Origin of the sequence: Gilliamella sp. B2923 (genome assembly GCF_026536565.1) — a bacterium.
In the GTDB taxonomy this organism is placed as follows: Bacteria; Pseudomonadota; Gammaproteobacteria; order Enterobacterales; family Orbaceae; genus Gilliamella.
Window position 1 is genome coordinate 345,527 of sequence record NZ_JAFNNZ010000002.1, and the last position, 23,841, is coordinate 369,367.

Here is a 23,841-nt window from a genome sequence, read left to right on the forward strand (position 1 = left end):
TCAAACTTTTTATTGCCTATTGAGTTTTATGAGATGTCTTTTGCTATATATTTTTGAGTATTATTATTAATTAATAAAAATAGCCCAACTAATGTACCCAGTAAAAATAGTCCTACAACATAAATTGCCGGCGCCATTTTACTCACAAAATCACTAAAAAATGAGATTAGTAATGGCGTTAAACCACCCGCAATGGCATACGCCATATTAAAGGAGAACGACACACCGCTATAACGAACCGAAGTTGGAAAAACTTTCACCATAAAATAAGCAAACGATCCAACAATACCGACGCTAAAGCCCGCTAGCGGATAGGTAATAAATAGTAGCTGAGCATTATCTAATGAGCCAAAAAAGATCGCTATCATCACTGCGGCAATAATACAACCAATTAAAAGCACTTTAGCCAGCGCAAATTTGTCCATCATCATGCCATAAAAAGTACAACTAATAATCAACCCGATAATGGCTAATATATTACCTTGTAACGCTTCTATAGCCGAATAGCCAAACTGTTTTTGTAATAAAATTGGGGTCATGAGCATTATCACCATAATGCCTGCTGATAACACCCAAGTAAGTAACATTGATAGTATGGTTTGCGGCAGATATTGGGTTAAGACAGTGACTACCGGTAATTTTTGGGATTGTTCTTGCTGTTTACGTTTTTGGATCTCAAGAAAAATTGGGGTCTCTTTCAACCAACGACGTAAATACATCGCAATTAAGCCAAAAATACCGCCGATAATAAAGGGTATACGCCACCCCCAATCAACCATTTGTGCTGGAGATAAGCTTTTATTCATGACGGTTGAAACTAACGATCCAAGTAAAATACCTAAACTTAATCCGCTGGTTAAAATGCCACAGGCTAAACCGATTTTATTTCTGGGAACATGCTCAGCCACAAATGTCCATGCGCCTGGCACTTCGCCGCCAACGGCTAAACCCTGACAAAGCCGCATGAGTAAGAGTAATATCGGCGCAAAAATACCAATACTGGCATAAGTGGGTAAACAACCAATAAACAAGGTGGGTAGTGCCATAAGCAAAATACTGAGTGTAAACATTCTTTTGCGACCAAACAGATCACCAAAATGCGCCATAACAATGCCACCAAACGGGCGAATCAGATAGCCAGCGGCAAAAATACCAAAGGTTTGTACTTGACTTAGCCATTGCGGCATATCTTGCGGAAAAAACAGATGACTAATGGTGATAGAAAAAAAGACAAAAATGATAAAATCATAAAATTCTAAAGCCCCACCCAGAGCAGAAAGCGCAAGCGTTTTATAGTCTTGATTATTGAGTTTGCGCAATGGAGCGTGTGAAACAAAGTCTGACATAGTAATCCTTGCAAATTATTGTTTACAAACAGTCGGTTATGCTGCCTTACTATACCCGAACGTCTTTTTATTGTGAAGAAATTATCATTTGAAACCTGTTTTATTAATGACATAATAGTGACATCAGTTATCATATCAACTAATTAAATCAATTAAATGTAGAATTGGATTGAAACTAGCACAAATGATTAATAAACGGTCATTCATCCAATCTATAATAATTTCTCATTATTAAATGGAGAGTTGAAAATGGCTATAAAACGTATTTCTCGCGGCAAATTTAACCGTATGCAACAATTATCAAACCAAGATGGTGTGATTGCCGCTTTAGCTATCGACCAACGCGGCTCAATGGTCAAAATGATGGAAGCCGCAGTCGGTAAAGATCGTTATCACGTTGATATGGTCTATGAATTTAAGGAGCTGGTTTCTCAAGAATTGACGAAATATGTCAGTGCAATTTTACTTGATGAGCAATACGGTTATAAAGGCATGGCAGCCAAAAATGAGAATGCCGGATTAATCATGTCGTATGAAAAAACAGGCTATGATGCCAATATGCCGGGACGTTTACCCGATATTTTGCCCGAAGACTCACTCCAACGCCTTATCAAAAAAGGGGCCGATGCTGCAAAAGTATTGGTTTACTACAATCCCGATGATCCACAAGATATTTTAGATAAAAAGCATGCATTTTTAGAGCGCTTAGGCAACGAAGCAAGAGCAGCCGATATTCCTGTTTTTGTTGAGCCAATTGTCTATGACAATCAAATCACCGATGATAAGAGCCCCGAATTTGCCAAAATTAAACCACAAAAAGTGATTAAAACTATTGAAGAATTTACTAAAGATCACTATTACATCGATGTGTTAAAAGTTGAAGTACCGGTACTTTTCAAAAATGTCGAAGGCTTTAATGATAATAACGTTGTGGTTTATTCCCAAAAAGAAGCAGCAGACTATTTTAAACAAGCAAGCGATGCCGCTACTCGTCCTTTCATCTATTTAAGTGCCGGCGTACCGACGAAGACTTTCCATGAAGAACTAATTTTTGCCGGTGAACACGGCGCAAAATATAGTGGTATTTTAGGTGGTCGAGCTACATGGTTTGAAGGTGTTGCCGCTTATGCTAAAGGTGGTAAAGATGAGCTAAAACGTTGGTTAGATAAAACCGGACGTGAAAATGTTGAACACCTCAATAAAATTTTAAAACAATATGCTACCCCTTGGTATGATATCTACGGTGGTAAAGATAATATCGAAGTAATCGATATTAAATTGGGTAATTAAGGACGTTAGATTTTATTATTAATGGATTAAAAAAAAGAGTACAAGTTTTCTTCCTATTTTGCTTGTACTCTTTCCCCCGCAGGAATCGAATGCAATCTGCAATAACGACAATCTTAAATAGCTCTATCAAAAAATAGCTCCACGCCGCTATCTGCCGCCATAGATAAAAGATAGGCTTTTATTTTCGGTGGAAAAGTTAACCCTTTCACGCAGGTTAAATTACGTAGCACCGGAAATAAGCAAATATCATCTAACGATAGTTCGCCATTACACGCATTTTGCGAAACAATAACAGCGTCAAACTGGTTTAAAATTTCACTCACCGCTAAAATTAATTTTTCACTTTGAGCTAAACACTCGTCGATAGAACCAATTTTTGCCACTTTACTGTTAATAAAATAATCAATCGCACTTTGGGTGGCAAATTCCGCTAACCCTAGCTTGATATAACGAGGGATTTCAAGCTTATAATCATATTGCTGTAGCTGTTTAATCAAGTCGGCTATTTGAGGAGATTTAGCGCCGGTTAAAATAGGCTGACCATAGTTATTATCAATATATTCGACGATATCTAAACTTTCTGGCATATAACTACCATCCGCTTTTTGCAAAATCGGCGCCATTTTTTTGCCAATCATCTTTTCGGGCGTTTTAAAATCATCACTCAGCAAAACATGTTGCTCAACGGGTATATGTTTTAAACCAAATATCATTCTTGCTCTTACACAAAATGGACAGTGCTCATAGATATACAGTTTCATTTTCGTCTCCTTAAGGCATCTATACCCCAAAACAATAAAGCTAAGGCTACAAACATGAGGAAAACGATACCGGCAGCAAGCAAAGCTTTGGGATAACCAATGCGAGTAACATTGATAAATGGATAGGGGTATCGATTAGTATAATAACCACGCACAAAAATATAAACCCCATAAGCCAACAACGAAAGCGCTGAACCCATTACGACCTTAAAATTGATACGCCTAAATGGCCCCCAAATCAGCCAGGTCAGTACAGCCAGAGCAGGCGCAATAACATGTAAACTTTCATTGGCAAACCGAGCGATGCTGTTTGGAGGTATATGGATCTTTCGTAAAACTAAATTATAAACAATAGCCGTAATGACTACACCAATTAAGCCATTTAGCCGAATCACCTTAAAACCATATCGATCACATTGAGGATTTAAGCTTAAAAATATGCAACTTACCGCTAACAGAATATTTGAAAGCACAGTAAAAAAACTGAAATAATATTCAAGGCGCCCTAATGGTGATTTTGGTTGCCAAGGGCGAAGTTGGATATGCCAATAGGTATAGGTCTCAATACCAATTACAAAAAAAATATATAACGCAATAAGACAATAGATATTTCGTTTCAACATGATCATAAAGTGAACAGCCCAAATTTTGGCAGGAAGTATATATCAGAAAATAAAAAAAATACAAAACAATGTATAAATTAAAATCCTTTTAGCAACGTTTGACAAGAAGTTTCAGAAATACCCTATGTTTAAGTATAAAAATAGGTAAATTTATAGCAATTTAAACTCAATTGAATGAGCTTCGTCTAATCTTATCGCCGAAACTGCAACTTGACTCTTGTTGGTATATAATAGTTGCAATACGTGTCATAAAGAGCAGGCTTTTTATGTCTGAAAAAGATATACCACCACAAAATAAAATGTTAATTGAACAATTTTTAGACTCAATTTGGTTAGAACGCAATTTAGCCGAAAATACGGTTGAATCTTACCGACACGATCTATTTGCATTAAGCCAATCGCTACAACAGCAACAAGTTAATTTTGTCAACGCACAAACGCATAACTTGCAAGAATTTTTGATGTCGAGAGTCAATGCCGGTTACCAAGCCAGTAGTTCAGCCCGGTTACTGAGCGCAACTAAGCGCTTTTTTCAGTACTTATATCAAGAAAATTATCGCACTGACGATCCGTCAGCGGTTTTATCCGCGCCCAAACTACCGAAAAAGCTCCCGAAAGATCTCACTGAATCACAAGTTGATGCTTTACTTCAATCGCCTAGTATAGACGATCCAATCGAATTACGTGATAAAGCCATGTTAGAAGTGCTTTATGCAACAGGTTTGCGGGTTTCTGAATTAGTTAATTTAGAAATCAGTGATATTAGCCTTCGGCAAGGAGTGATAAGAGTTATCGGTAAAGGCAATAAAGAACGGCTAGTCCCGTTAGGGGAAGAAGCAGTCTACTGGCTTGAATACTACTTTAAATATGCCCGTAATGATCTGTTAAAAACCGGGCCAATTGATATCCTGTTTCCCAGTCGATTGGGCAAAAAAATGACACGACAGACGTTCTGGCATCGGATAAAATATTATGCCATACTAACCGGGATTAATATTGACTCGCTATCTCCCCATGTACTACGGCATGCGTTTGCAACACATTTGCTTAATCATGGCGCCGATTTGCGTGTTGTACAAATGTTACTTGGACATAGTAGTTTATCCACCACGCAAATTTATACACACGTGGCAACAGAGAGATTAAAACAGTTACACACTAAACATCATCCTCGAGCATAAAAGTTCAAAAAATAAGGGTAATTGAATGAAAAAATTAGTTTTAGCTTTAGCATTAATTTCAACCTCTGCGCTTGCAAGCAATAGTGATATTTTAAAAAGCTTCGAAAAACTGGGGTACAATTCCAATACAATAAAAATTAATAATTCGCCGATAAAAGGCTTAAAAGCGGTTACCACAGATGACGGAATATTTTATGTTACTGCTGATGGGAAATATCTAACACAAGGTCCTTTTTATAACGTTGAAGGTGATGAACCGGAAAATATTGCCAATAAAGATAATTTAAATGCAATTAAAAAAATTGAAAAAGATGCAATCGTTTATCAAGCTAAAAATGAAAAGTATGTCATTTGGGTTTTCACTGATTATACATGCCATTACTGTAAATTACTCCACGAAAATATTGATCAATATTTAGATGCGGGCATTTCTGTTCACTACTTTGCCTTCCCACGAAGCGGTGTTAATAGTGAAGCAGGAAAAAATATGCAGTCAATTTGGAGTGTAGCTGATCGTAAAGCAGCCTTTGACGATGCTTACAAAGGCAAAAAAATCTCACCAGCAACAAGCATGGTACCTTACGTCACCCAACAATTTGATGTGGGTAGAAGTTTAGGTATTTCTGGTACGCCAGCCATTGTTTTGCCTGACGGACAACTTGTTTCGGGTTATGTACCGGCCGATAAGTTAATTGAAATTTTAGATAAAAAAAATCCTTAAAACATTTTGATTAATTAATAATTTAGCACCAATTTAATATCCATGTTAGCGCCAATGCGCTAACATTTACATTATGAGAAAAAATAGACTATTACATCGTCCGTTACCGCAATCGCTCCCGGAATTACCGAAAGATATTCCGCAACTATTGCAGCGAATTTATGCACTACGAGGCGTAAAATCAATAAAAGAACTTGACTATACCACACGCAATTTAACCGGTTATGATAATTTAGATGGTATCAATGATGCTGTCGAATTGCTTTATCAAGCAATGAAAAATAATCAACGTGTTATGATTGTCGGTGATTTTGATACAGACGGCGCAACCAGCACCGCTTTAACAGTCAGAGCCCTAAAAAAAATGGGGTGCCAATTTGTTGATTATATTATACCTGATCGTTTTCAAGACGGTTATGGCTTAAGCACCAGTGTGGTTGAGAAAGCCATAGCTCAAAAAGCCGATCTTATTGTGACTGTCGATAATGGGATATCTTCATTCGATGCGGTTGAATTTGCCAAACAATCGAATATTGCGGTTATCATCACCGATCATCACTTATGTCCGGAGCAGTTACCTAATGCTGATGCCATAGTCAATCCGAATTTGCCTGATTGCGCTTTCCCTTCTAAACATTTAGCCGGCGTAGGTGTGGCGTTTTATTTAATGCTGGCTTTACGGGCTAAATTGCGCAAGGAAAACTGGTTTGCTAGCAATAACTTAGAAGAATATAACATTGCCAGCTTACTAGACTTAGTGGCTTTAGGAACGATTGCTGATGTGGTGCAATTAGATCATAACAATCGTATATTAGTACATCAAGGAGTCAATCGGATTCGTTCCGGCTATTGTTGTGCTGGTATCAAAGCATTATTGCAAGTTGCGAAAAAAGAGGCGGCTTGTTTTACCTCTATCGATCTTGCTTACTATATTGCGCCGCGCTTAAATGCCGCAGGAAGAATGGATAATATGTCATTGGGAGTGGAATTATTACTCTGTGATGATTTTGACACCGCCATTAAACAAGCAACCGAACTTGATGCGTTAAATAACGATCGCAAATTAATCGAACAAACAATGCATAAAGAAGCGTTATCGCTTATTGAAAAGATAGAAACACAAAAAGCGGCAATTCCTAGTGCATTAGTTGTTCATCATCCACAATGGCATCAAGGGATTATTGGGATATTATCGGCTCGGTTGAAAGAGAAATATTATCGGCCAGTGATTTCATTTGCTTCAACACAAGACGGTCTATTAAAAGGCTCCGGCCGATCGATTACCGGTTTACATTTGCGTGATCTGATTGAACAGTTAGATCAGCTTCATCCTGATCTTTTAGTCAGCTTTGGTGGACACGCTATGGCGGTGGGTTTGTCTATTCGAGAACAAGATTTAGCCCATTTTACCGACAGTTTTGAAGCACTGGTTGATCAAGTATTAAATGATGAACTGCTTGAACAAGTGATTGAAACCGACGGTGAGATAGCCGGTCAAGATTTCAATTATGCTATAGCCAAACAGCTAAAAGATTCCGGCCCATGGGGAGAAGGCTTTTCCGAACCAATTTTTGACGGTGAGTTTATCGTTCACAGACAGCAGTTATTTGCCGAAAAACATCTTAGATTAGTACTGGAGCCGAAACAAGGTGGACCCATTATTGAAGGGATATATTTCAATGCTGATACAACTAAATGGCCTGATCAATCAATCAAAAATGTAACCATCGTTTATCACTTAGGTGTCGATGAGTTTCGAGGCAATCAAGCTGCAAAATTAATGATAAGGCATTTATGGCCTATCGCATAAGCCATAAAAATCGACTATAATTAACGAAACTACTTCAAAAAACCTATTTAACCAAACTGGTAACAAAACCATTATTTTTTACTACAATTTATACAAAGTTAAGGACTAAAAATGCATATTCATATTCTTGGTATCTGTGGCACATTTATGGGAGGAATTGCATTAATAGCCCGCTCACTAGGTCACAAAGTCACCGGTTCAGACAAAAATGTTTACCCGCCGATGAGCACCTTGTTACAACGAGAAAATGTCGAAATCATTGAAGGCGACGATCCAGCGCAATTAAATCCTACACCGGATTTAGTTATCATTGGTAACGCATTATCACGGGGTAATCCTTGTGTGGAATACATTTTAGATAATAACATTCCTTATATCTCAGCACCGCAATGGTTGCATGACAATGTATTAAAAGATCGCTGGGTGATTGCGGTTGCCGGTACTCATGGTAAAACTACTACTGCCAGCATGGTAAACTGGATCTTAGAACAACAAGGCTTTAAGCAAGGCTTTGTTATTGGTGGCGTACCTGGAAACTTTGACATATCAGCCAGATTAGGCGAAGGAAATTTCTTTGTTATTGAAGCTGACGAGTATGACTGTTCGTTCTTTGATAAACGCTCCAAATTCATGCACTATTGCCCGAAAACGCTAATAATGAACAATTTAGAATTTGACCACGCTGACATATTTGATGATCTCAGCTCAATTCAAAAACAGTTTCATCACTTAGTGCGCTTAGTGCCAAGTAAAGGTCTGATTATTGCACCTCAAGAAGATGTCAATCTTAAACAGGTGTTAGCCAAAGGTTGTTGGAGTGATCAAATTTTTACTGAATCGGAAACAGGTTGGTTAGCCCAACGAATGAATAACGATGCCAGCCACTTTGCGGTCTACTTTAATGGTAATAAAGTAGGCGAAGTTCGATACTCTTTAGTTGGTGAACATAATATGCACAACGCCATAATGGCTATTGCCGCTGCCAACAATGTCGGGGTTAAAGCTGAAGATGCTTGTCAGGCATTAGGCTCATTTATCAATGCCAAACGACGTTTAGAGTTATATGGTCAAGTGAATAATATTGAAATTTATGACGACTTTGCGCATCATCCAACCGCAATTTTAGCGACGTTAGAAGCATTACGCAGTAAAATTGGTGCTAATCGCCGAATTTTAGCCGTACTCGAACCACGTTCCAACACCATGAAACTCGGTATATCTAAAGATGAGCTTGCACCGTCGCTTGGGCGGGCTGACGAAGTTTACATGTTCCAACCGGAACAGTTACCTTGGTTGGTTGTTGATGTTGTTGATGCCTGTATTCAACCGGCTTATTGGTCGGGCGATATCGATCTTTTAGTTGAAATGATCACAAAATCCGCAAAACCGACCGACGCCATATTGATTATGAGTAATGGTGGTTTTAATGGTATTCATAAAAAGATTTTAGATAGTCTTGAAAAACAACAAATTAAAAATCAGCAAGACAAACCCTTGTTAATCAAATAGTCGTTTTCACCCTTTCAAAGATATGCCACAGCGTGTGGCATATCGTTACCAACAAGGAGACTGCATGCAATACTTAGTCACCTCGTCTGAAATGCAGCACTATGATGCTCATACTTCGCAAACAATCGGCTTACCTTCACTAGTGTTAATGGAACGAGCGGCATTAGCGGTCGCCAATCAACTTCAAACTGAAGATTTTAACCTAAGCAGAGTTGCGCTCATATGTGGTTATGGTAACAATGGTGGAGACGGCATTGCCGTTGCGCGTTTACTCAAATTACACCATATCGATGTGACAGTCTATTTAGTTGGCTTACCTAATAGTGCATCAGCTCAAACATTACAGCAAATTAAAATCGCTCAGCACTATCAAATCCCTGTCATGACATCGTTACCCGATTCACTTTCGTCCTATACAACGGTTGTCGATGCTATTTTCGGTATCGGTCTTAATCGCAATGTTAGCGGTGAATTTTTGCGGGCAATTGAGCTGATTAATCAAAGTCATGCCGATGTGCTAGCGATTGATATCCCTTCCGGCGTGTGTGCCGACACCGGAAAAATATTAGGTGCGGCGGTAAAAGCGAAACAGACAGTAACCTTTGCCTATTCTAAGCTCGGATTATCCTTCTATCCCGGCCTTGAGTTAGCCGGCAAAGTAACGATTGCCGATATTGGGATTTATGCCGACAAACCGGCTTCGCATTATACTTTCGAGCAAGATGATCTCGATAAATTATTACCGGTACGAGCAAATGACTCCCATAAAGGCTCTTATGGTAAAGTATTGACAATCGCCGGTTCGCAAAACATGTCCGGTGCCGCTTACTTATCGGCTAAAGCCGCCTATCGAGCCGGCGCCGGGTTAGTACGTATTTACACACCAATTTGTAATAGCACTATTTTATTATCCCAACTCCCCGAAGCATTATTATCGCCTTTTACACCAAATCACGTTAATTTTACTGAACTTGAAACATGGATAAATTGGGCATCGGTAATTGTTATCGGCCCCGGTATGGGGGTATCAGATGATAGTCATCAGATTTTATCTTACGTGCTTAACCATGCGACCGTGCCAATTATTATTGATGCTGACGGACTTAATGTGTTATCGCAAGATTTGTCATTACTTAAGCAAGCCAAATCGCCCATTATCCTTACACCACATTTAGGTGAAATGGCCAGCCTAACCAAACGCGCTATCGATGAAATTAAACATAATTTAATCGCAACAGCAAAAACTTTTTCGCAAAAGCACAATGTCATTTGTGTGTTAAAAGATGCTAAGACCGTCGTTGCCCAACCTCACAAACCGACTTATATTAATCAATCGGGTAATAATGGTATGGCAACGGCTGGATCAGGTGATGTGTTAACTGGCATTATAGCCGGACTCATTGCCGGTCATTTACCCGCCGCTCAAGCAGCCCCAGTAAGTGTTTACTTGCACGGTTTGGCTGGTAATAAAGCGGCTGAAAAATTAAATAAATACAGTTTATTAGCTTCTGATATTATCGAAGGTTTAACCCATATACTACCCAATTAATCCCAAAATAACAGGCTCGAAACCCAATGCATTATCTCTATATTGAGGATAACTCATGAATGAAACAACCGAAATGGTTGCCATGTTATGTCGCAGAATAAAAATGGCAAGAATTGAAAAAAATTTATCACAACAAGAACTTGCCCAAAAATCTGAGCTTGGCATAGCAACCATTAAACGCATCGAAAGTGGTGAATCCATTACTTTACATACACTGATTAACGTACTAAAAGGATTGGGCGAGCTTGATCAGCTCAATAATTTACTTGCCTACAATGAACTGATGCATCATACATCAACTGAGCAAGCTAAACGAAAAAGAAAGTTACGTTCAATAAAAAGTGAAAAAGTCGATATGCTGGCCAATAATGATTTTTTACGTTCTAAAGTCAATACCATGCGCTGGAAATATTAACTTTGATCGCTTCAATTCGCCAAATTGTTAGTCGGCGAATTGAAGGATTAACTTATCGCAGTTAACGGCAAATTAACTACAATGAACGGTAATTGCCAGCCCGCCTCGTGATGTTTCACGATATTTAGCGTTCATGTCTTTACCGGTTTCATACATGGTTTCAATCACCTTATCAAGCGACACTTTGGCAACGGTTGTGCGTCTTAAAGCCATACGAGTGGCATTAATTGCTTTAACAGCGGCGATAGCATTACGCTCAATACATGGCACTTGTACTTGCCCGGCAACCGGATCGCAAGTTAAACCTAAATTATGTTCCATGGCAATTTCAGCGGCCATACAAACTTGTTGCGGATTCCCACCTAAAAGCTCAGCAAGCCCAGCGGCAGCCATGGAGCAAGCAACACCAACTTCACCCTGACACCCTACTTCTGCACCCGATATTGAGGCATTTTTTTGATAAAGCTGCCCAATTGCTCCACAAGTTAAAAAGAAACGCATTGAGATATCCGGCGTAACAGGATTAATAAACTTATCATAATAGGCAAGCACCGCAGGAATGATACCACATGCACCATTAGTTGGCGCCGTGACAACCCGCCCACCGGCAGCATTCTCTTCACTCACCGCTAAGGCAAACATATTGACCCAATCAATAATGACCATAGGATCGCTGATAATATTATCTTTGGTGGTCGATAATTGACGGTACAAGGAAAACGCTCGGCGTGGCACTTTAAGCGGGCCGGGTAATAACCCTTCGGTGTTCATGCCACGTTTAATACAATCTAAAATAGTCTGCCCGACACGATGAAAATAGTCTTCAATCTCTTCATAAGAGTGCAATTCCAGCTCGTTTTTCATCATAATACTGGAAATGGATAACGAATTATCTTCACACGATTTTAATAGCTGTGCGGCAGTCGAAAATGGATAAGGCAACAAAACCGGATTTTGCTCTTGCTGACCAAATTGCGCCTCTTCAACAATTTTGCCCCCACCAACAGAGTAGTAAGTTTTTTGAAACAGCAGCTCATCGCCATGATAAGCGCTTAATGTCATACCATTTTCATGTAATGGTAAAAATTTAGAATGAAAAACCATACACTCAGCTAGTGGAAAATCAATTTCATAACGATTGTCATAAATCGATAACCGATTAGTCTGACTAATTTTTTCAATAAATATCGGGATGTTATCAATATTGACGGTATCGGGTTTTTCACCAGCCAGCCCCAGAATAATGGCGATATCGGTCTGATGCCCCTTACCGGTTAGTGATAATGAACCATAAACATCTGCTACAATTTTGGTTACAGACGGCATCAACCCTTGACTTATCAGCTCATCGACAAATGCTTTTCCAGCTCGCATTGGTCCGACTGTATGTGAACTTGACGGCCCAATACCGATTTTAAATATTTCAAATACCGAACTCATATTTTTCCCTTTTCAAAGCCCAATGTAACTGAGCCTTTTTGATAAAAACTTTATAGATTACTCAAACAAATTGGATAACAAACATCTGTGTTAAACGCTTAACAACCACCAGTTAGGACAAAACGCCTCACGCTTAGAATGAAAAATTAGGACTGCTTTATAACACAATTGCTATCAACTTGAAGAATATTTATCCGCCTATTAACCTAAGCGGATTTTTTCTTTAAATGGTCATCATTACTGATAAATTCAAGCTTAAAGCAAATTATAAATAGCTGCTGAAATAGCAATCAAACCCATAATGACAATAAATACATTACTTAATTTGCCACGATACTTAGCTAATGCCGGTAATTTGTTGATCGCATACATTGGCATTAAAAACAGCAGTATCGCTAAAATTGGACCACCCAATGATTCAATTAAACCTAAAATACTCGGATTAAGTGTGGCTGTTCCCCAGGCCGTGATAAACATAAAGCCAATGGCAATTTTATCTAATTTTGCCGGTGAAATTGTCTTATCACAGCTACGCAGTGCTTTATTAATCACGCCATTAAAGCCCTCTTTACCCCCTAAATAGTGCCCTAAAAATGATTTCGCCATTGCAATAAACGCAATTGGGGGACCAATATACTCAATAACAGGTGAATTAAATCGGTTTGCCAAATAAGATAATGTCGAAATATTTTGTGCTTTTGCATCCAACAGCTCAGCAGGAGTTAAGCAAAGTGCACAGCTAAACACAAAAAACATGACCGTTACAACCATCATTATATTACTTGCGGCAATAATTGTAGAGCATTTTGGTTCAGCGTAAACATCGCCATACTCTTTGCGTTTAGCAACGGCTAAAGAAGAGATAATTGGAGAGTGATTAAATGCAAATACCATAACCGGAATAACCAGCCACAGCGTCATTAAAATACTTTGACTGCCGTCACTACCGGCCCCACTTAATGATACGTTAGCAAAAATTTCACCATTCCATTCCGGAATTAAAAATAGCGCTAAAATCATCAATACAGCAATAAAAGGAAACACTAAAATCGACATCACTTTGACAATCAGCTCTTCACCAAAGTGAACAATCGACATTAAAAAAGCGACTAATACAAAAGATAATAACGCCCTTGGTATCGATGCCATGCCTAATTGATGTACCATAAAGCTATCAACAGTATTGGTGATACCAACGCTGTAAACCAATAAAATCGGGTAGATAGCAAAAAAATAAAGCACCGTGATAAAGTTGCCAGCAGTTCGTCCAAATGCCTCTTCAACCACCACCGTGATATCACCTTCAGGATTTTTACCCGATAAAACAAATCTACATAACGCTTGATGAGCATAAAATGTCATCGGAAAGGCAAGGACTAACATCACCAATAGTGGAATCAAGCCCCCGACACCGGCATTTATTGGTAAAAACAGAACGCCAGCCCCGATTGCAGTGCCATACAGACTTAGCATCCATAAGGTATCACTTTTACGCCACTTAGGTAATTTTACCCCATTGGTACCCCCGACAACATCTTTGTTTTCTACAGCATTATCCATATTAAAATTCTCCTATACCTAAAAATTTGGGCGTATGATATCAATTTAACAACGTTACTAAAGTGATCTACATCACACAAATAAATAAAAAATTAAATATAATCAATGGGATAAACATATCTTTTTTGATACCTAGCCAACTTCCTAATTACTAAGGCATCATTTTTGATACGAAATGCATAAAAATCACTATCCTAATTACATAAATCTGTGGGTTGATCTAACCAAACTCTTTTAAACCAATTATGCCACTGCAAAAAAAATAACAATAAAATTACTTTAGTGTTACGTTAGGTACTGCTAAACTAGCTAACATTTTTATTATATTTATAGATAAATTATTTTTTCAGGATAAACGTATGCGAACCAGTAAATATCTTCTTTCTACGTTAAAAGAAACGCCTGCTGATGCTGAAGTCATTAGCCATCAATTAATGTTACGTGCCGGAATGATCCGCAAAGTTGCCTCGGGATTATATACTTGGCTACCGACTGGTTATCGTGTGCTAAAAAAAGTTGAAAACATTGTTCGTGAAGAGATGAATAAAGCCGGTGCGATCGAAGTGCTAATGCCGGTTGTTCAACCTGCCGATATTTGGCAAGAGAGCGGACGCTGGGAACAATATGGTCCGGAATTATTAAGAATTAAAGATCGTGGCGATCGTGATTTTGTCTTAGGTCCAACCCATGAAGAAGTCATTACTGATTTAGTGCGTAATGAAGTGAGTTCATATAAACAATTACCGCTAAATATTTATCAAATTCAAACAAAATTCCGTGATGAAGTTCGCCCAAGATTTGGCGTGATGCGATCACGTGAATTTATTATGAAAGATGCTTATTCGTTCCATACCACTCAAGAATCGCTTCAAGAAACTTATGATGATATGTATAAAGCCTATAGTGCGGTATTTACTCGTGCCGGATTAAACTTTAGAGCGGTGCGAGCGGATACAGGCTCAATTGGTGGTAACTGGTCACACGAATTTCAGGTATTAGCTGACAGCGGCGAGGATGATATTGTTTTTTCAACCGAATCGGATTACGCTGCCAATATTGAAATGGCACAAGCATTAGCACCAACGCAAACTCGCCTTGCGCCAACAAGCGCCATGACATTAGTTGATACGCCTAATGCCAAAACTATTGAGGAATTAGTCGAACAATTTGAATTACCGATTGAAAAAACGGTTAAAACACTCATGGTTAAAGCAAGTAAAGAGAGTGGGCACCAGCTAGTTGCACTATTAGTCCGTGGTGACCATAGTTTAAATGAGATTAAAGCAGAAAAGATTGATATTGTGGCATCTCCTCTTGAATTTGCGACCGAAGAAGAGATACGGGCAATTGTTAAAGCTGGACCAGGATCATTGGGACCAATTAATCTCAATATGCCAATCATTATTGACCGTGATGTGGCTGTAATGAGTGATTTTAGTGCGGGCGCCAATATCGATCATAAGCACTACTTTAATATCAACTGGGAACGTGATTGCCCGCTTCCTCGCATCGAAGATATTCGTAATGTTGTTGAAGGAGATATCAGCCCGGATGGTAAAGGCACGCTACAAATAAAACGAGGTATCGAAGTTGGGCATATTTTCCAACTGGGTACTAAGTACTCACAAGCAATGAAAGCCACTGTACAAGGTGAAGATGGTCAAAATCATGTGATGATCATGGGCTGTTATGGTATTGGTGTAAGCCGTATTGTTGCTGCTGCCATTGAGCAGTGTCATGATGAACGTGGGATTGTATGGCCGGAAGCAATTGCGCCTTTCAGTGTTGTGATTATACCTATGAACATGCATAAATCAGAAAAAGTACAAGCAACGGCTGAAAAGCTCTATACCGACTTGCAAGCTGCTGGCATAGAAGTACTATTTGATGATCGTAAAGAGCGCCCGGGCGTTATGTTTGCTGATGCTGAGCTTATCGGTATTCCACACACCATTGTCATTGGCGAAAGAAACTTAGATAACGGCGAAGTTGAATATAAACATCGTGCCGGTGGTGATAAAACGCTGGTAAAAGTTGAAGATATCCTTAGCTTTATCCAAAAACGCCGTCAGTCAATTTAACACTGAATCAATTATCGAAGATGAATTATAAAACACAACATCTAATAGCAAACTATCCAAGCATGCTAAAACAATTGGTGATGCTATTATTGTTGTGTTATTTAATTTTGATTACCGCCGGTTGCCAGTTGCCGAATAAAAACCAGCTGGAACTACCCGGCAATTTTCATAAAATTTCTGATGATGTTTATCGCGCCGAACAACCAACAACGAAACAGCTACAGAATCTTAATGAGCTGGGCTTTAAAACTATCATTAATTTACGATTATTGCACAGCGATCGTGGTAGATTAACCGATACTAACCTCTCTGAGGTTTGGGTTAGAATGCGAGCCGGAGATATCAATGATGAAAACATGATTGAAGTGCTGACCGCTATTGCCAAATCCCCTAAACCGATTCTCATCCATTGTTGGCATGGTAGCGATCGCACCGGTGTAGTCAGTGCGATGTACCGTTTGGTTTTTCAAAACTGGACAAAAGAGCAAGCAATAAACGAATTGATGCAACCGGAATTGGGTTATCACAAAAAAGTATACCCCAATATCATACAATATCTGAAACAAGTGGATATTGAAAAAATCCGTGCAGTCGTATTTCAATAATTCATTTTAGGTATAAAAAACCGTTCAAGTTCGCCTCAATACGCATTTTATGCTTTTTTAGGAAAGGTTATTAAAATTCAGTGTGGTATTGTCTTTTTTTTCAGCTAAAATAACTGCCTATCACTCCTATGATTATGGTTGAAAAGAATGTTAAAGAAAGCAATCGCATTAGTTTTATCAAGTACATTATTATTACAAAATAGCGCTGTCGTCTACGCGAATAACATCTCCCTACCGGATATCGGCACCGCTGCCGCTTCGACCTTAAGTATTGGTCAAGAACTGGAAATGGGCGATTACTACATGCGAATGCTTCGAGCCAGTGCGCCAATCATTAACGATCCGGTTTTGAACCAATATATTAATGAGATTGGTAAAAAGTTAGTGTCAAAATCTGAATCCGTGCAAACCCCTTTCCATTTTTACATTATGCGAAGCGATGTGCTAAATGCTTTCGCCTTTTTTGGTGGAAATGTGGTGATTCATTCTAAACTTATATTAGATACCGATAACGAAAGCCAACTCGCCTCCGTTATGGCGCACGAAATTGGCCATGTTACTCAACGCCATTTGGCAAGAGCAATGGAAGCACAGAATCGTAATAGCCCTTATGTCTGGGGAGCTACGTTAGGCTCGTTATTGCTTACTTTAGCCAATCCTGAAGCTGGCATGGCAGCCATGACCGGCACGATGGCAGGATCGCAACAAAGCATGATAAGCTTTACTCAATCAAATGAACAAGAGGCCGATCGTGTCGGGCTTAGAACATTAGTGAAAGCGGGTTTTGATCCTAACGCTTCATCTGAATTTTTACAAAAACTCGCCGATCAAAGCCGTTTTACCACTAAACCGCCAGAAATTTTATTGACTCACCCCTTACCCAATAGCCGTTTAAGCGATGTTCGCAGCCGTTCCTTACAGTACGGTAAAAAAAATGTCTCCTCGTCAATAGACTACTATTTAGCCAAAGCACGACTTGCTATTCTTTATAACTCAAGAAATAAAAACATTGCTAAACTCTTGATTGAAGATTACAAAAAACTCAATACGCCACAAAGTAAAGTAGCCATTATCTATGCCAATGCGCTGGTTGATAATCATAATGGCAATAATCAGAAAGCTAAAGAGCAACTACAACCATTATTAGATAATGATCCAAACAATATCTGGTATATCGATTTAATGACCGATATTGATTTGGCAATGAATAATGGCAGCAGCGCTATTACTCGCCTGCAAGCGGCACTGAAACATTCACCGAATAACGTGGCATTAAAGCTTAACCTTGCAAATGCCTATATTAAAACGAAAAACTATCAGCAAGCTGCCAGTTTGTTACATCGTTATACCTTTGATAACAGTGATGATCAAAACGGCTGGGAATTACTGGTACAAGCTTACGGTGGCTTAAATTCACGCGCGCAAGAGATGAGCGCTCAAGCTGAAGTACAAGCGTTAGACGGTGATTTTGAGGGGGCAATTAATATCTTGCAAAATGCCAAACGTCAAACCAAAAACAATCAGACTTTAATTTCAAAGATTGATGCAAGAATTAATCAAATACAAAAACTACAAAAACGCTATGCGCCTTATCGAAGATAACAAGTAGCAAAACATCTCCAGACGACATTCACGATGAGTCTGGAGAATAAAATCACACTATTTTTGGTTTAAATGATCGACATTATTGAAGAATTTAACTGAAAATTGACCTTCTGTCTGATCATCTGATTGCTGATAGTTCACCACGCTAACACTGGTATTTAACATTCGTGGGAAGTAATCCTCGTCACGATGCAACCGCCAGTCACCGCCATTTAGAACGCAAAGCAATAAGCGCAATACCGTGCCATGCGAAACCACAAGAATGTTACCATTTTGTTCGGGTGCATTTTGCACAATGGTGGTTAATGCGTTTTTCATTCGGGATAGCACTTCAAGGTAGTTTTCACCTTGATTGACACTTGCATCAAAATTAGCCGGATCGGTTAAATAAGTATTAAATTCCGGGACTTCTTTTTTCAGCATAGGAACATGCTGACCTTCCCAGGTACCAAAATCCATTTCCCGAAGATCGGCAAGTTCAAATGTTGGTATCACATTATCATTTTCATGAATAATATAATCTCGAGTTTCCATTGCTCGTTGCTGAGGGCTGGAATACGCCTGCATAAAAGGCACATTTTTTAAATGCTGTCCGGTCACTTTAGCCCCTAAAATACCGTCTTGTGTTAAAGGAGAATTTTGCGATCCTTGCATCTGATCTTTAATATTCCATTCAGTTTGACCGTGTCTTATTAGATATAAATTTAGATCTTTCATTCGTGCTTACTACCTTTTAATTTTATGATTTTGACTGTTGATGTTTATCTTTTCTCAGCAATGCCAAACAAGTTTGCAAAGTCTCATCCATCGGCGCTTGTAGTTGCATTGGCTCTAAGCTTTTGGGATGAATAAATTTTACATTGGCAGCGTGTAAAAATAATCGTTTCAACTCGGTTTTATTTAATAATGCATCAAATTGATGACAACCATACCTGTCATCAAAAGCAATCGGGTGTCCGGTATATTGAGTATGCACCCGAATTTGATGCGTTCGCCCTGTGACAGGACTTGCTTTTATCAATGTGGCACATTCAAACCGCTCTTCAACTTTAAAGCGTGTTTCTGAAGGTTTACCATTTTTATCGACTTTAACCACACGTTCACCACTTTTAAGCACATTTTTAAGCAACGGCGCTTGCACGACTTTGCATTCAGAAGGCCAACTGCCTTTGACTAAAGCAAGATAGTTTTTGGTCATCTGTTTTAATCGGAGTTGTTCATGCAGTGCTTTTAAAGCTGAACGTTTTTTAGCAATTAACAGCACACCCGAGGTTTCACGGTCGATACGGTGAACTAATTCAAGAAACTTTGCTTCTGGTCTTAACGCACGTAATCCCTCAATAACGCCAAAACTTAGCCCACTACCGCCGTGCACCGCTATGCCGGAAGGTTTGTTAATGGCCAAAATGACCTCATCTTCATAAATAATCGCTTTTTCTAAATCAGCCACTTTGTTGAGCTTAGTTGATATTTCCGGCGCGGGCTTTTCTGACACACGAATAGGCGGAATACGAATTTCATCCCCGATATTTAACTTATATTCGGGTTTTATACGTTTTTTGTTAACCCGCACTTCCCCCTTTCTCAATATGCGATAAATCATACTTTTTGGGACACCTTTTAAATGTGTGATCAAAAAGTTATCGATACGTTGAGTCGCATTTTCTTCAGATATCGTCACAAAAGTAACGTTTAATTTTTTTTGTGGGGCGTTTGTATGCATATAGGTGATAACTCGTTGATAATTGCTTCCCAATAATAATCCAGACTTTGAAAATGATTATTTAATATATTCATTTTTTGTTCAAAATCATCAAAATAGTGTGCTCTATTTTTTTTATCATTTTTCCAATTATTTAAAAATAATTCATAATAATAAATAGAGAATAGAAATTGAAATAATCCAACATTTAATATAATTTTTTTCTTATTTGAAGGAAAAAATAAATAAACGTGATGATTAGTAATATTATATATTATCTTTCCATTTTCACTATCATCTAAAATTAATTCATTATTATTGAGATAGTTAGTTTCTTTTGTAAATTTAAAATCTAATTCTGTGGAGTTGGGTAAACCGATATTAAATAGTATTTCTGCATCTTCAATATTTAAACTATCTCTTAAATCATTGTTATCGTTTTTTATAATTAAATTATCTTGAAAAAATAATTTGATTTGCGCTAGTTGATTTGTCATTCTTCTTCCATTATTACTAGGGAAAACCGGTTTTTTGCAAATATTAAATTTTCAATATCTGCTTAAACTATTTAAGTTTCTTTTGTTAAAACCGGATAGTCATAACTTTGATTAATTAGAGATGATGAGTCCACTATCAATGAGTAAAAGTCGTTTTACATTATTGAAAAATCCTCTACACTACCGCTAACTTAATAATAGAACATTTTCCAATACACTCACTGATGAATGATTATAACGGAATACGGGAGAATAAAATAGTATGTTAGCATTGCTCAATCAATACTCACGTGGAAGAATAGCATGGGCGCTATTATTTTTATCTACAGCTGTTTTTGAAATAACCGCACTCTATTTTCAACACGGTTTAGGGCTAGCCCCTTGTACGCTTTGTATTTATCAACGATGTGCAATTTACGGCATCATGTTAGGCAGTATTTTCGGATTAATTGCACCCCAAAAGCTAATTTATCGCCTATTGGGTATTGCAATTTGGTTATATAGTGCCTATAAAGGTTTGAACTTAGCCATGTATCACGCCCATTTACAATTTGAACCCAATTTAACCGATAGCTGTGCTATAAACGTTCAATTTCCAAGCTGGCTACCATTAAATCAATGGTTTCCAAGCATGTTTAATGCTTACGGTAGCTGCGCTGAAAAAATATGGTCATTTTTAACCATTGAAATGTCACAATGGATGATTATCATTTTTGCCTGCTATATTATTGTCGGTTTCATTGTCCTGTTTTCCCAAATTTTCCCAACAGCCAAAAGCTCGACGTGGCATAAATAATATTAGACTGGCACTTTTTGCCGAGTTTGTTAGAATGTGTGACAATTTTATTTTACAAATTGTCACACACAAATGCTTTTGGAATATCATCCGCCTACTGATCCGTGGCTTTCAATTCTATATCAAGATGATCATATTGTGGTTGTTAATAAGCAATCTGGTCTGCTATCTGTTTCGGGTAATAAGCCTCAATTTATTGACAGTATTATTCATCGTCTACAACAAAAATACAGTTATGTTGAATCGGTACATCGTTTAGATATGGCAACCAGCGGTATTATGGTCGCTGCGCTATCTAAACTTGCCGATCGTGAAATTAAGAAACAATTTAGAGAACGGATTCCGAAAAAAACTTATATCGCTGTTGTACATGGGCATATTGAACAAGATTGTGGCCAAGTTGAACTGCCTTTGATTTGTGATTGGCCTAATCGTCCACGGCAAATGGTTGATATGCAAAACGGTAAACATGCATTAACCGAGTATCAAGTCGTTGCACGCAATAGTGACAACACCACACGGGTTGAGTTATACCCGTTTACTGGTCGTTCGCATCAATTACGGGTACATATGCAAGCTATCGGACACCCAATTTTAGGCGATAAATTTTATGCGCACCCGCAAGCTTTTGCGATGTCGAAAAGATTGCTATTACACGCACAATCACTCACGATTAATCACCCTAAAACCGGGGAAAGCATGACATTTACTTGTGAACCGGAATTTTAAACCGCTAGGTAATCAGTAACCGTTTAACTTACTGACTAAAATAGCCTAAACAACATCAATCAATTAAGGAGCAACAAAATGCAACAAATTGTTTTAGCAACCAATAATCAAGGTAAGGTCAATGAGTTACAAACGCTATTAGCCGACGCCGGTTTTAATATTGTTGCGCAAAAACAGTTCAATGTTCCGGACGCTGAAGAAACAGGCTTAACCTTTGTTGAAAATGCTATTTTAAAAGCTCGTCATACTGCAAAATTAACCGGTTTACCCGCCATTGCTGACGACTCAGGATTAGTTGTTCAAGCGCTTAATGGCGCTCCCGGGATCTATTCGGCTCGTTATGCCGGTGAGCATGGCAACGACCAGAGTAATAATGAAAAATTACTCAATGCATTAAAAAATGTCCCGCCGGAAAATCGGCAAGCTTACTTTTATTGTGCGCTGGTATATTTGCAACATGAAAACGACCCAACGCCAATTATCTGTTTAGGTAAATGGGATGGTGTTATCTTAAATGAATTAAAAGGCGAAGGTGGTTTTGGTTACGATCCGCTGTTTTATATACCGCAACTCAATTGCACAGCGGCGGAGTTAACCAAAGATCACAAAAGCCAGATATCACACCGTGGATTAGCGCTTAAGCAGTTAATTGCCCAAATTAAAGCTAAGCACTAAAGCATAATGTTTTGCATGATTGTTTATACACAAAATTGCACAACAAGAAGTAAAAAGTATATACTTAAGGCAACAAATATGCTGGAGTTGTTATCATGATTTTAATGATAGTAAGTGGTCGTTCAGGTTCCGGAAAATCGATTGCGTTACGTGCATTAGAGGATATGGGGTTTTATTGTGTCGATAATATCCCGCTTGCACTATTACCACAATTAGCCGATTCATTAAAAAACAACAATACCCCTGTTGCCGTTAGTATTGATATCCGAAATTTACCCGCCAATTTTGACTTTAATCACGATGTATTACAGCGTTTACCGGCATCGGTAACCCCCGAAATTATCTTTTTCGATTGCAGTCGAAACACCCTTATTCGCCGTTACAGTGAAACAAGGCGCATTCACCCTTTAACCAATCAAAAATATTCGTTAGAAGAAGCTATCGACCTTGAAGAAAAATTTCTGGAGCCATTAAAATCGCACGCTAGCTTAGTGATTAATACCGATAATCTTTCGGTACATGAGCTATCAAGTATTTTAAGATCTCGAATTTTAGGTAAAAAAGAGCGTGAATTAACTATTATTTTTGAATCGTTTGGCTTTAAACATGGTTTGCCGGTCGACGCCGATTTCGTTTTTGATGTGCGCTTTTTACCCAACCCACACTGGGATATCAATTTACGTGCCCTAACCGGATTAGATGAGCCGGTTAAGCAATATCTGTTAAAACATGACGAAGTGACCAATTTTATCTATCAAACAGCCAATTACCTTAAGCAATGGCTGCCTCTTTTAGAAAAAAATAACCGCAGTTATTTAACCATTGCTATCGGTTGTACGGGTGGTCAACATCGTTCGGTTTTTATTGCTGAGCAGTTAGCGGCGTTTTTCCGGGCGCAAAATAAACAAATTCAAGTTCGTCATCGCACGTTGGAAAAAAAGTAACC

22 protein-coding genes are annotated in these 23,841 nt (G+C 38.5%); 14 read left to right on the top strand and 8 right to left on the bottom strand.

Annotation, left to right across the window (positions count from 1 at the left end):
- Positions 1 to 26: 26 nt before the first annotated feature.
- Complete coding sequence (locus J3U42_RS04275; protein WP_267335686.1) at positions 27 to 1,346, bottom strand: MFS transporter; 1,320 nt, start codon at positions 1,344 to 1,346, stop codon at positions 27 to 29.
- 255 nt (positions 1,347 to 1,601) lie between these two features.
- On the opposite strand from J3U42_RS04275, the gene J3U42_RS04280 reads away from it, so the two are divergent.
- Complete coding sequence (locus J3U42_RS04280; RefSeq protein WP_416380439.1) at positions 1,602 to 2,636, top strand: tagatose 1,6-diphosphate aldolase; 1,035 nt, start codon at positions 1,602 to 1,604, stop codon at positions 2,634 to 2,636.
- 113 nt (positions 2,637 to 2,749) lie between these two features.
- Here the strand turns inward: J3U42_RS04280 and grxB are convergent, their stop codons facing one another.
- Together grxB and J3U42_RS04290 are read right to left on the bottom strand one after the other, a co-directional pair.
- Positions 2,750 to 3,397, bottom strand: a complete 648-nt coding sequence (gene grxB / locus J3U42_RS04285; RefSeq protein WP_267335690.1) for a glutaredoxin 2 — start codon at positions 3,395 to 3,397, stop codon at positions 2,750 to 2,752.
- Entirely contained in the window at positions 3,394 to 4,026 is a 633-nt protein-coding gene (locus J3U42_RS04290; RefSeq protein ID WP_220218810.1) for a Pr6Pr family membrane protein, read from the bottom strand. The genes grxB and J3U42_RS04290 overlap by 4 nt, the downstream gene beginning before the upstream one ends.
- Before the next feature lie 275 nt (positions 4,027 to 4,301).
- On the opposite strand from J3U42_RS04290, the gene xerD reads away from it, so the two are divergent.
- The 6 genes from xerD to J3U42_RS04320 all read left to right on the top strand — a co-directional run bounded on the left by xerD (position 4,302) and on the right by J3U42_RS04320 (position 11,205).
- Positions 4,302 to 5,201 (top strand): site-specific tyrosine recombinase XerD, encoded by a 900-nt coding sequence (gene xerD, locus J3U42_RS04295; protein WP_366518701.1) that lies wholly within the window; start codon positions 4,302 to 4,304, stop codon positions 5,199 to 5,201.
- 25 nt (positions 5,202 to 5,226) lie between these two features.
- Positions 5,227 to 5,922, top strand: a complete 696-nt coding sequence (dsbC, locus tag J3U42_RS04300) for a bifunctional protein-disulfide isomerase/oxidoreductase DsbC (protein WP_267329308.1) — start codon at positions 5,227 to 5,229, stop codon at positions 5,920 to 5,922.
- 73 nt (positions 5,923 to 5,995) lie between these two features.
- On the top strand, positions 5,996 to 7,732 hold the full coding sequence (gene recJ, locus J3U42_RS04305) for a single-stranded-DNA-specific exonuclease RecJ (RefSeq protein ID WP_267335692.1): 1,737 nt from the start codon (positions 5,996 to 5,998) through the stop codon (positions 7,730 to 7,732).
- A gap of 111 nt (positions 7,733 to 7,843) precedes the next feature.
- Positions 7,844 to 9,241, top strand: a complete 1,398-nt coding sequence (mpl, locus tag J3U42_RS04310; RefSeq protein WP_220218806.1) for a UDP-N-acetylmuramate:L-alanyl-gamma-D-glutamyl-meso-diaminopimelate ligase — start codon at positions 7,844 to 7,846, stop codon at positions 9,239 to 9,241.
- A 64-nt stretch (positions 9,242 to 9,305) separates the two neighbouring features.
- Positions 9,306 to 10,790, top strand: a complete 1,485-nt coding sequence (locus J3U42_RS04315) for an NAD(P)H-hydrate dehydratase (protein WP_267335694.1) — start codon at positions 9,306 to 9,308, stop codon at positions 10,788 to 10,790.
- A gap of 55 nt (positions 10,791 to 10,845) precedes the next feature.
- Complete coding sequence (locus J3U42_RS04320; protein WP_267329311.1) at positions 10,846 to 11,205, top strand: helix-turn-helix domain-containing protein; 360 nt, start codon at positions 10,846 to 10,848, stop codon at positions 11,203 to 11,205.
- A gap of 72 nt (positions 11,206 to 11,277) precedes the next feature.
- Here the strand turns inward: J3U42_RS04320 and J3U42_RS04325 are convergent, their stop codons facing one another.
- Positions 11,278 to 12,645, bottom strand: a complete 1,368-nt coding sequence (locus J3U42_RS04325; RefSeq protein WP_220218803.1) for an L-serine ammonia-lyase — start codon at positions 12,643 to 12,645, stop codon at positions 11,278 to 11,280.
- 255 nt (positions 12,646 to 12,900) lie between these two features.
- Positions 12,901 to 14,205, bottom strand: coding sequence for a serine/threonine transporter (locus J3U42_RS04330; protein ID WP_267335696.1), 1,305 nt, complete (start codon positions 14,203 to 14,205; stop codon positions 12,901 to 12,903).
- A gap of 359 nt (positions 14,206 to 14,564) precedes the next feature.
- Between J3U42_RS04330 and proS the strand changes: the two genes are divergently transcribed.
- From proS to J3U42_RS04345, 3 genes are all read left to right on the top strand, one after another.
- Entirely contained in the window at positions 14,565 to 16,286 is a 1,722-nt protein-coding gene (gene proS / locus J3U42_RS04335; protein WP_267335698.1) for a proline--tRNA ligase, read from the top strand.
- A gap of 62 nt (positions 16,287 to 16,348) precedes the next feature.
- The gene (locus J3U42_RS04340; protein WP_267335699.1) at positions 16,349 to 16,891 is read left to right on the top strand and encodes a tyrosine-protein phosphatase; all 543 of its coding nucleotides are present in this window, start codon (positions 16,349 to 16,351) and stop codon (positions 16,889 to 16,891) included.
- Positions 16,892 to 17,029: 138 nt separating this feature from the next.
- Positions 17,030 to 18,493: a M48 family metalloprotease gene (locus J3U42_RS04345; RefSeq protein WP_416380437.1), complete on the top strand. Its 1,464-nt coding sequence runs from the start codon at positions 17,030 to 17,032 to the stop codon at positions 18,491 to 18,493.
- Between the two features lie 57 nt (positions 18,494 to 18,550).
- On the opposite strand, the gene J3U42_RS04350 is transcribed toward J3U42_RS04345, so the two are convergent.
- From J3U42_RS04350 to J3U42_RS04360, 3 genes are read right to left on the bottom strand one after another with little or no spacing between them, the layout of a single operon-like run.
- A complete protein-coding gene (locus tag J3U42_RS04350) occupies positions 18,551 to 19,213 on the bottom strand; it encodes a histidine phosphatase family protein (protein WP_267335703.1) in 663 nt (220 codons plus the stop codon).
- A 22-nt stretch (positions 19,214 to 19,235) separates the two neighbouring features.
- On the bottom strand, positions 19,236 to 20,219 hold the full coding sequence (gene rluC, locus J3U42_RS04355; protein ID WP_267335705.1) for a 23S rRNA pseudouridine(955/2504/2580) synthase RluC: 984 nt from the start codon (positions 20,217 to 20,219) through the stop codon (positions 19,236 to 19,238).
- A complete protein-coding gene (locus tag J3U42_RS04360; RefSeq protein ID WP_267335707.1) occupies positions 20,189 to 20,695 on the bottom strand; it encodes a hypothetical protein in 507 nt (168 codons plus the stop codon). Before J3U42_RS04360 ends, rluC begins: the two co-directional genes overlap by 31 nt.
- 262 nt (positions 20,696 to 20,957) lie before the next feature.
- On the opposite strand from J3U42_RS04360, the gene dsbB reads away from it, so the two are divergent.
- The 4 genes from dsbB (at position 20,958) to rapZ (ending at position 23,839) form a co-directional block, all read left to right on the top strand.
- Positions 20,958 to 21,491, top strand: coding sequence for a disulfide bond formation protein DsbB (dsbB, locus tag J3U42_RS04365; RefSeq protein ID WP_267335709.1), 534 nt, complete (start codon positions 20,958 to 20,960; stop codon positions 21,489 to 21,491).
- A gap of 72 nt (positions 21,492 to 21,563) precedes the next feature.
- A complete protein-coding gene (gene rluA / locus J3U42_RS04370; RefSeq protein WP_267335711.1) occupies positions 21,564 to 22,220 on the top strand; it encodes a bifunctional tRNA pseudouridine(32) synthase/23S rRNA pseudouridine(746) synthase RluA in 657 nt (218 codons plus the stop codon).
- A gap of 78 nt (positions 22,221 to 22,298) precedes the next feature.
- The gene (locus J3U42_RS04375; protein WP_267335713.1) at positions 22,299 to 22,895 is read left to right on the top strand and encodes an XTP/dITP diphosphatase; all 597 of its coding nucleotides are present in this window, start codon (positions 22,299 to 22,301) and stop codon (positions 22,893 to 22,895) included.
- 95 nt (positions 22,896 to 22,990) lie between these two features.
- Positions 22,991 to 23,839: an RNase adapter RapZ gene (gene rapZ, locus J3U42_RS04380; RefSeq protein WP_220218792.1), complete on the top strand. Its 849-nt coding sequence runs from the start codon at positions 22,991 to 22,993 to the stop codon at positions 23,837 to 23,839.
- Positions 23,840 to 23,841: the final 2 nt, after the last annotated feature.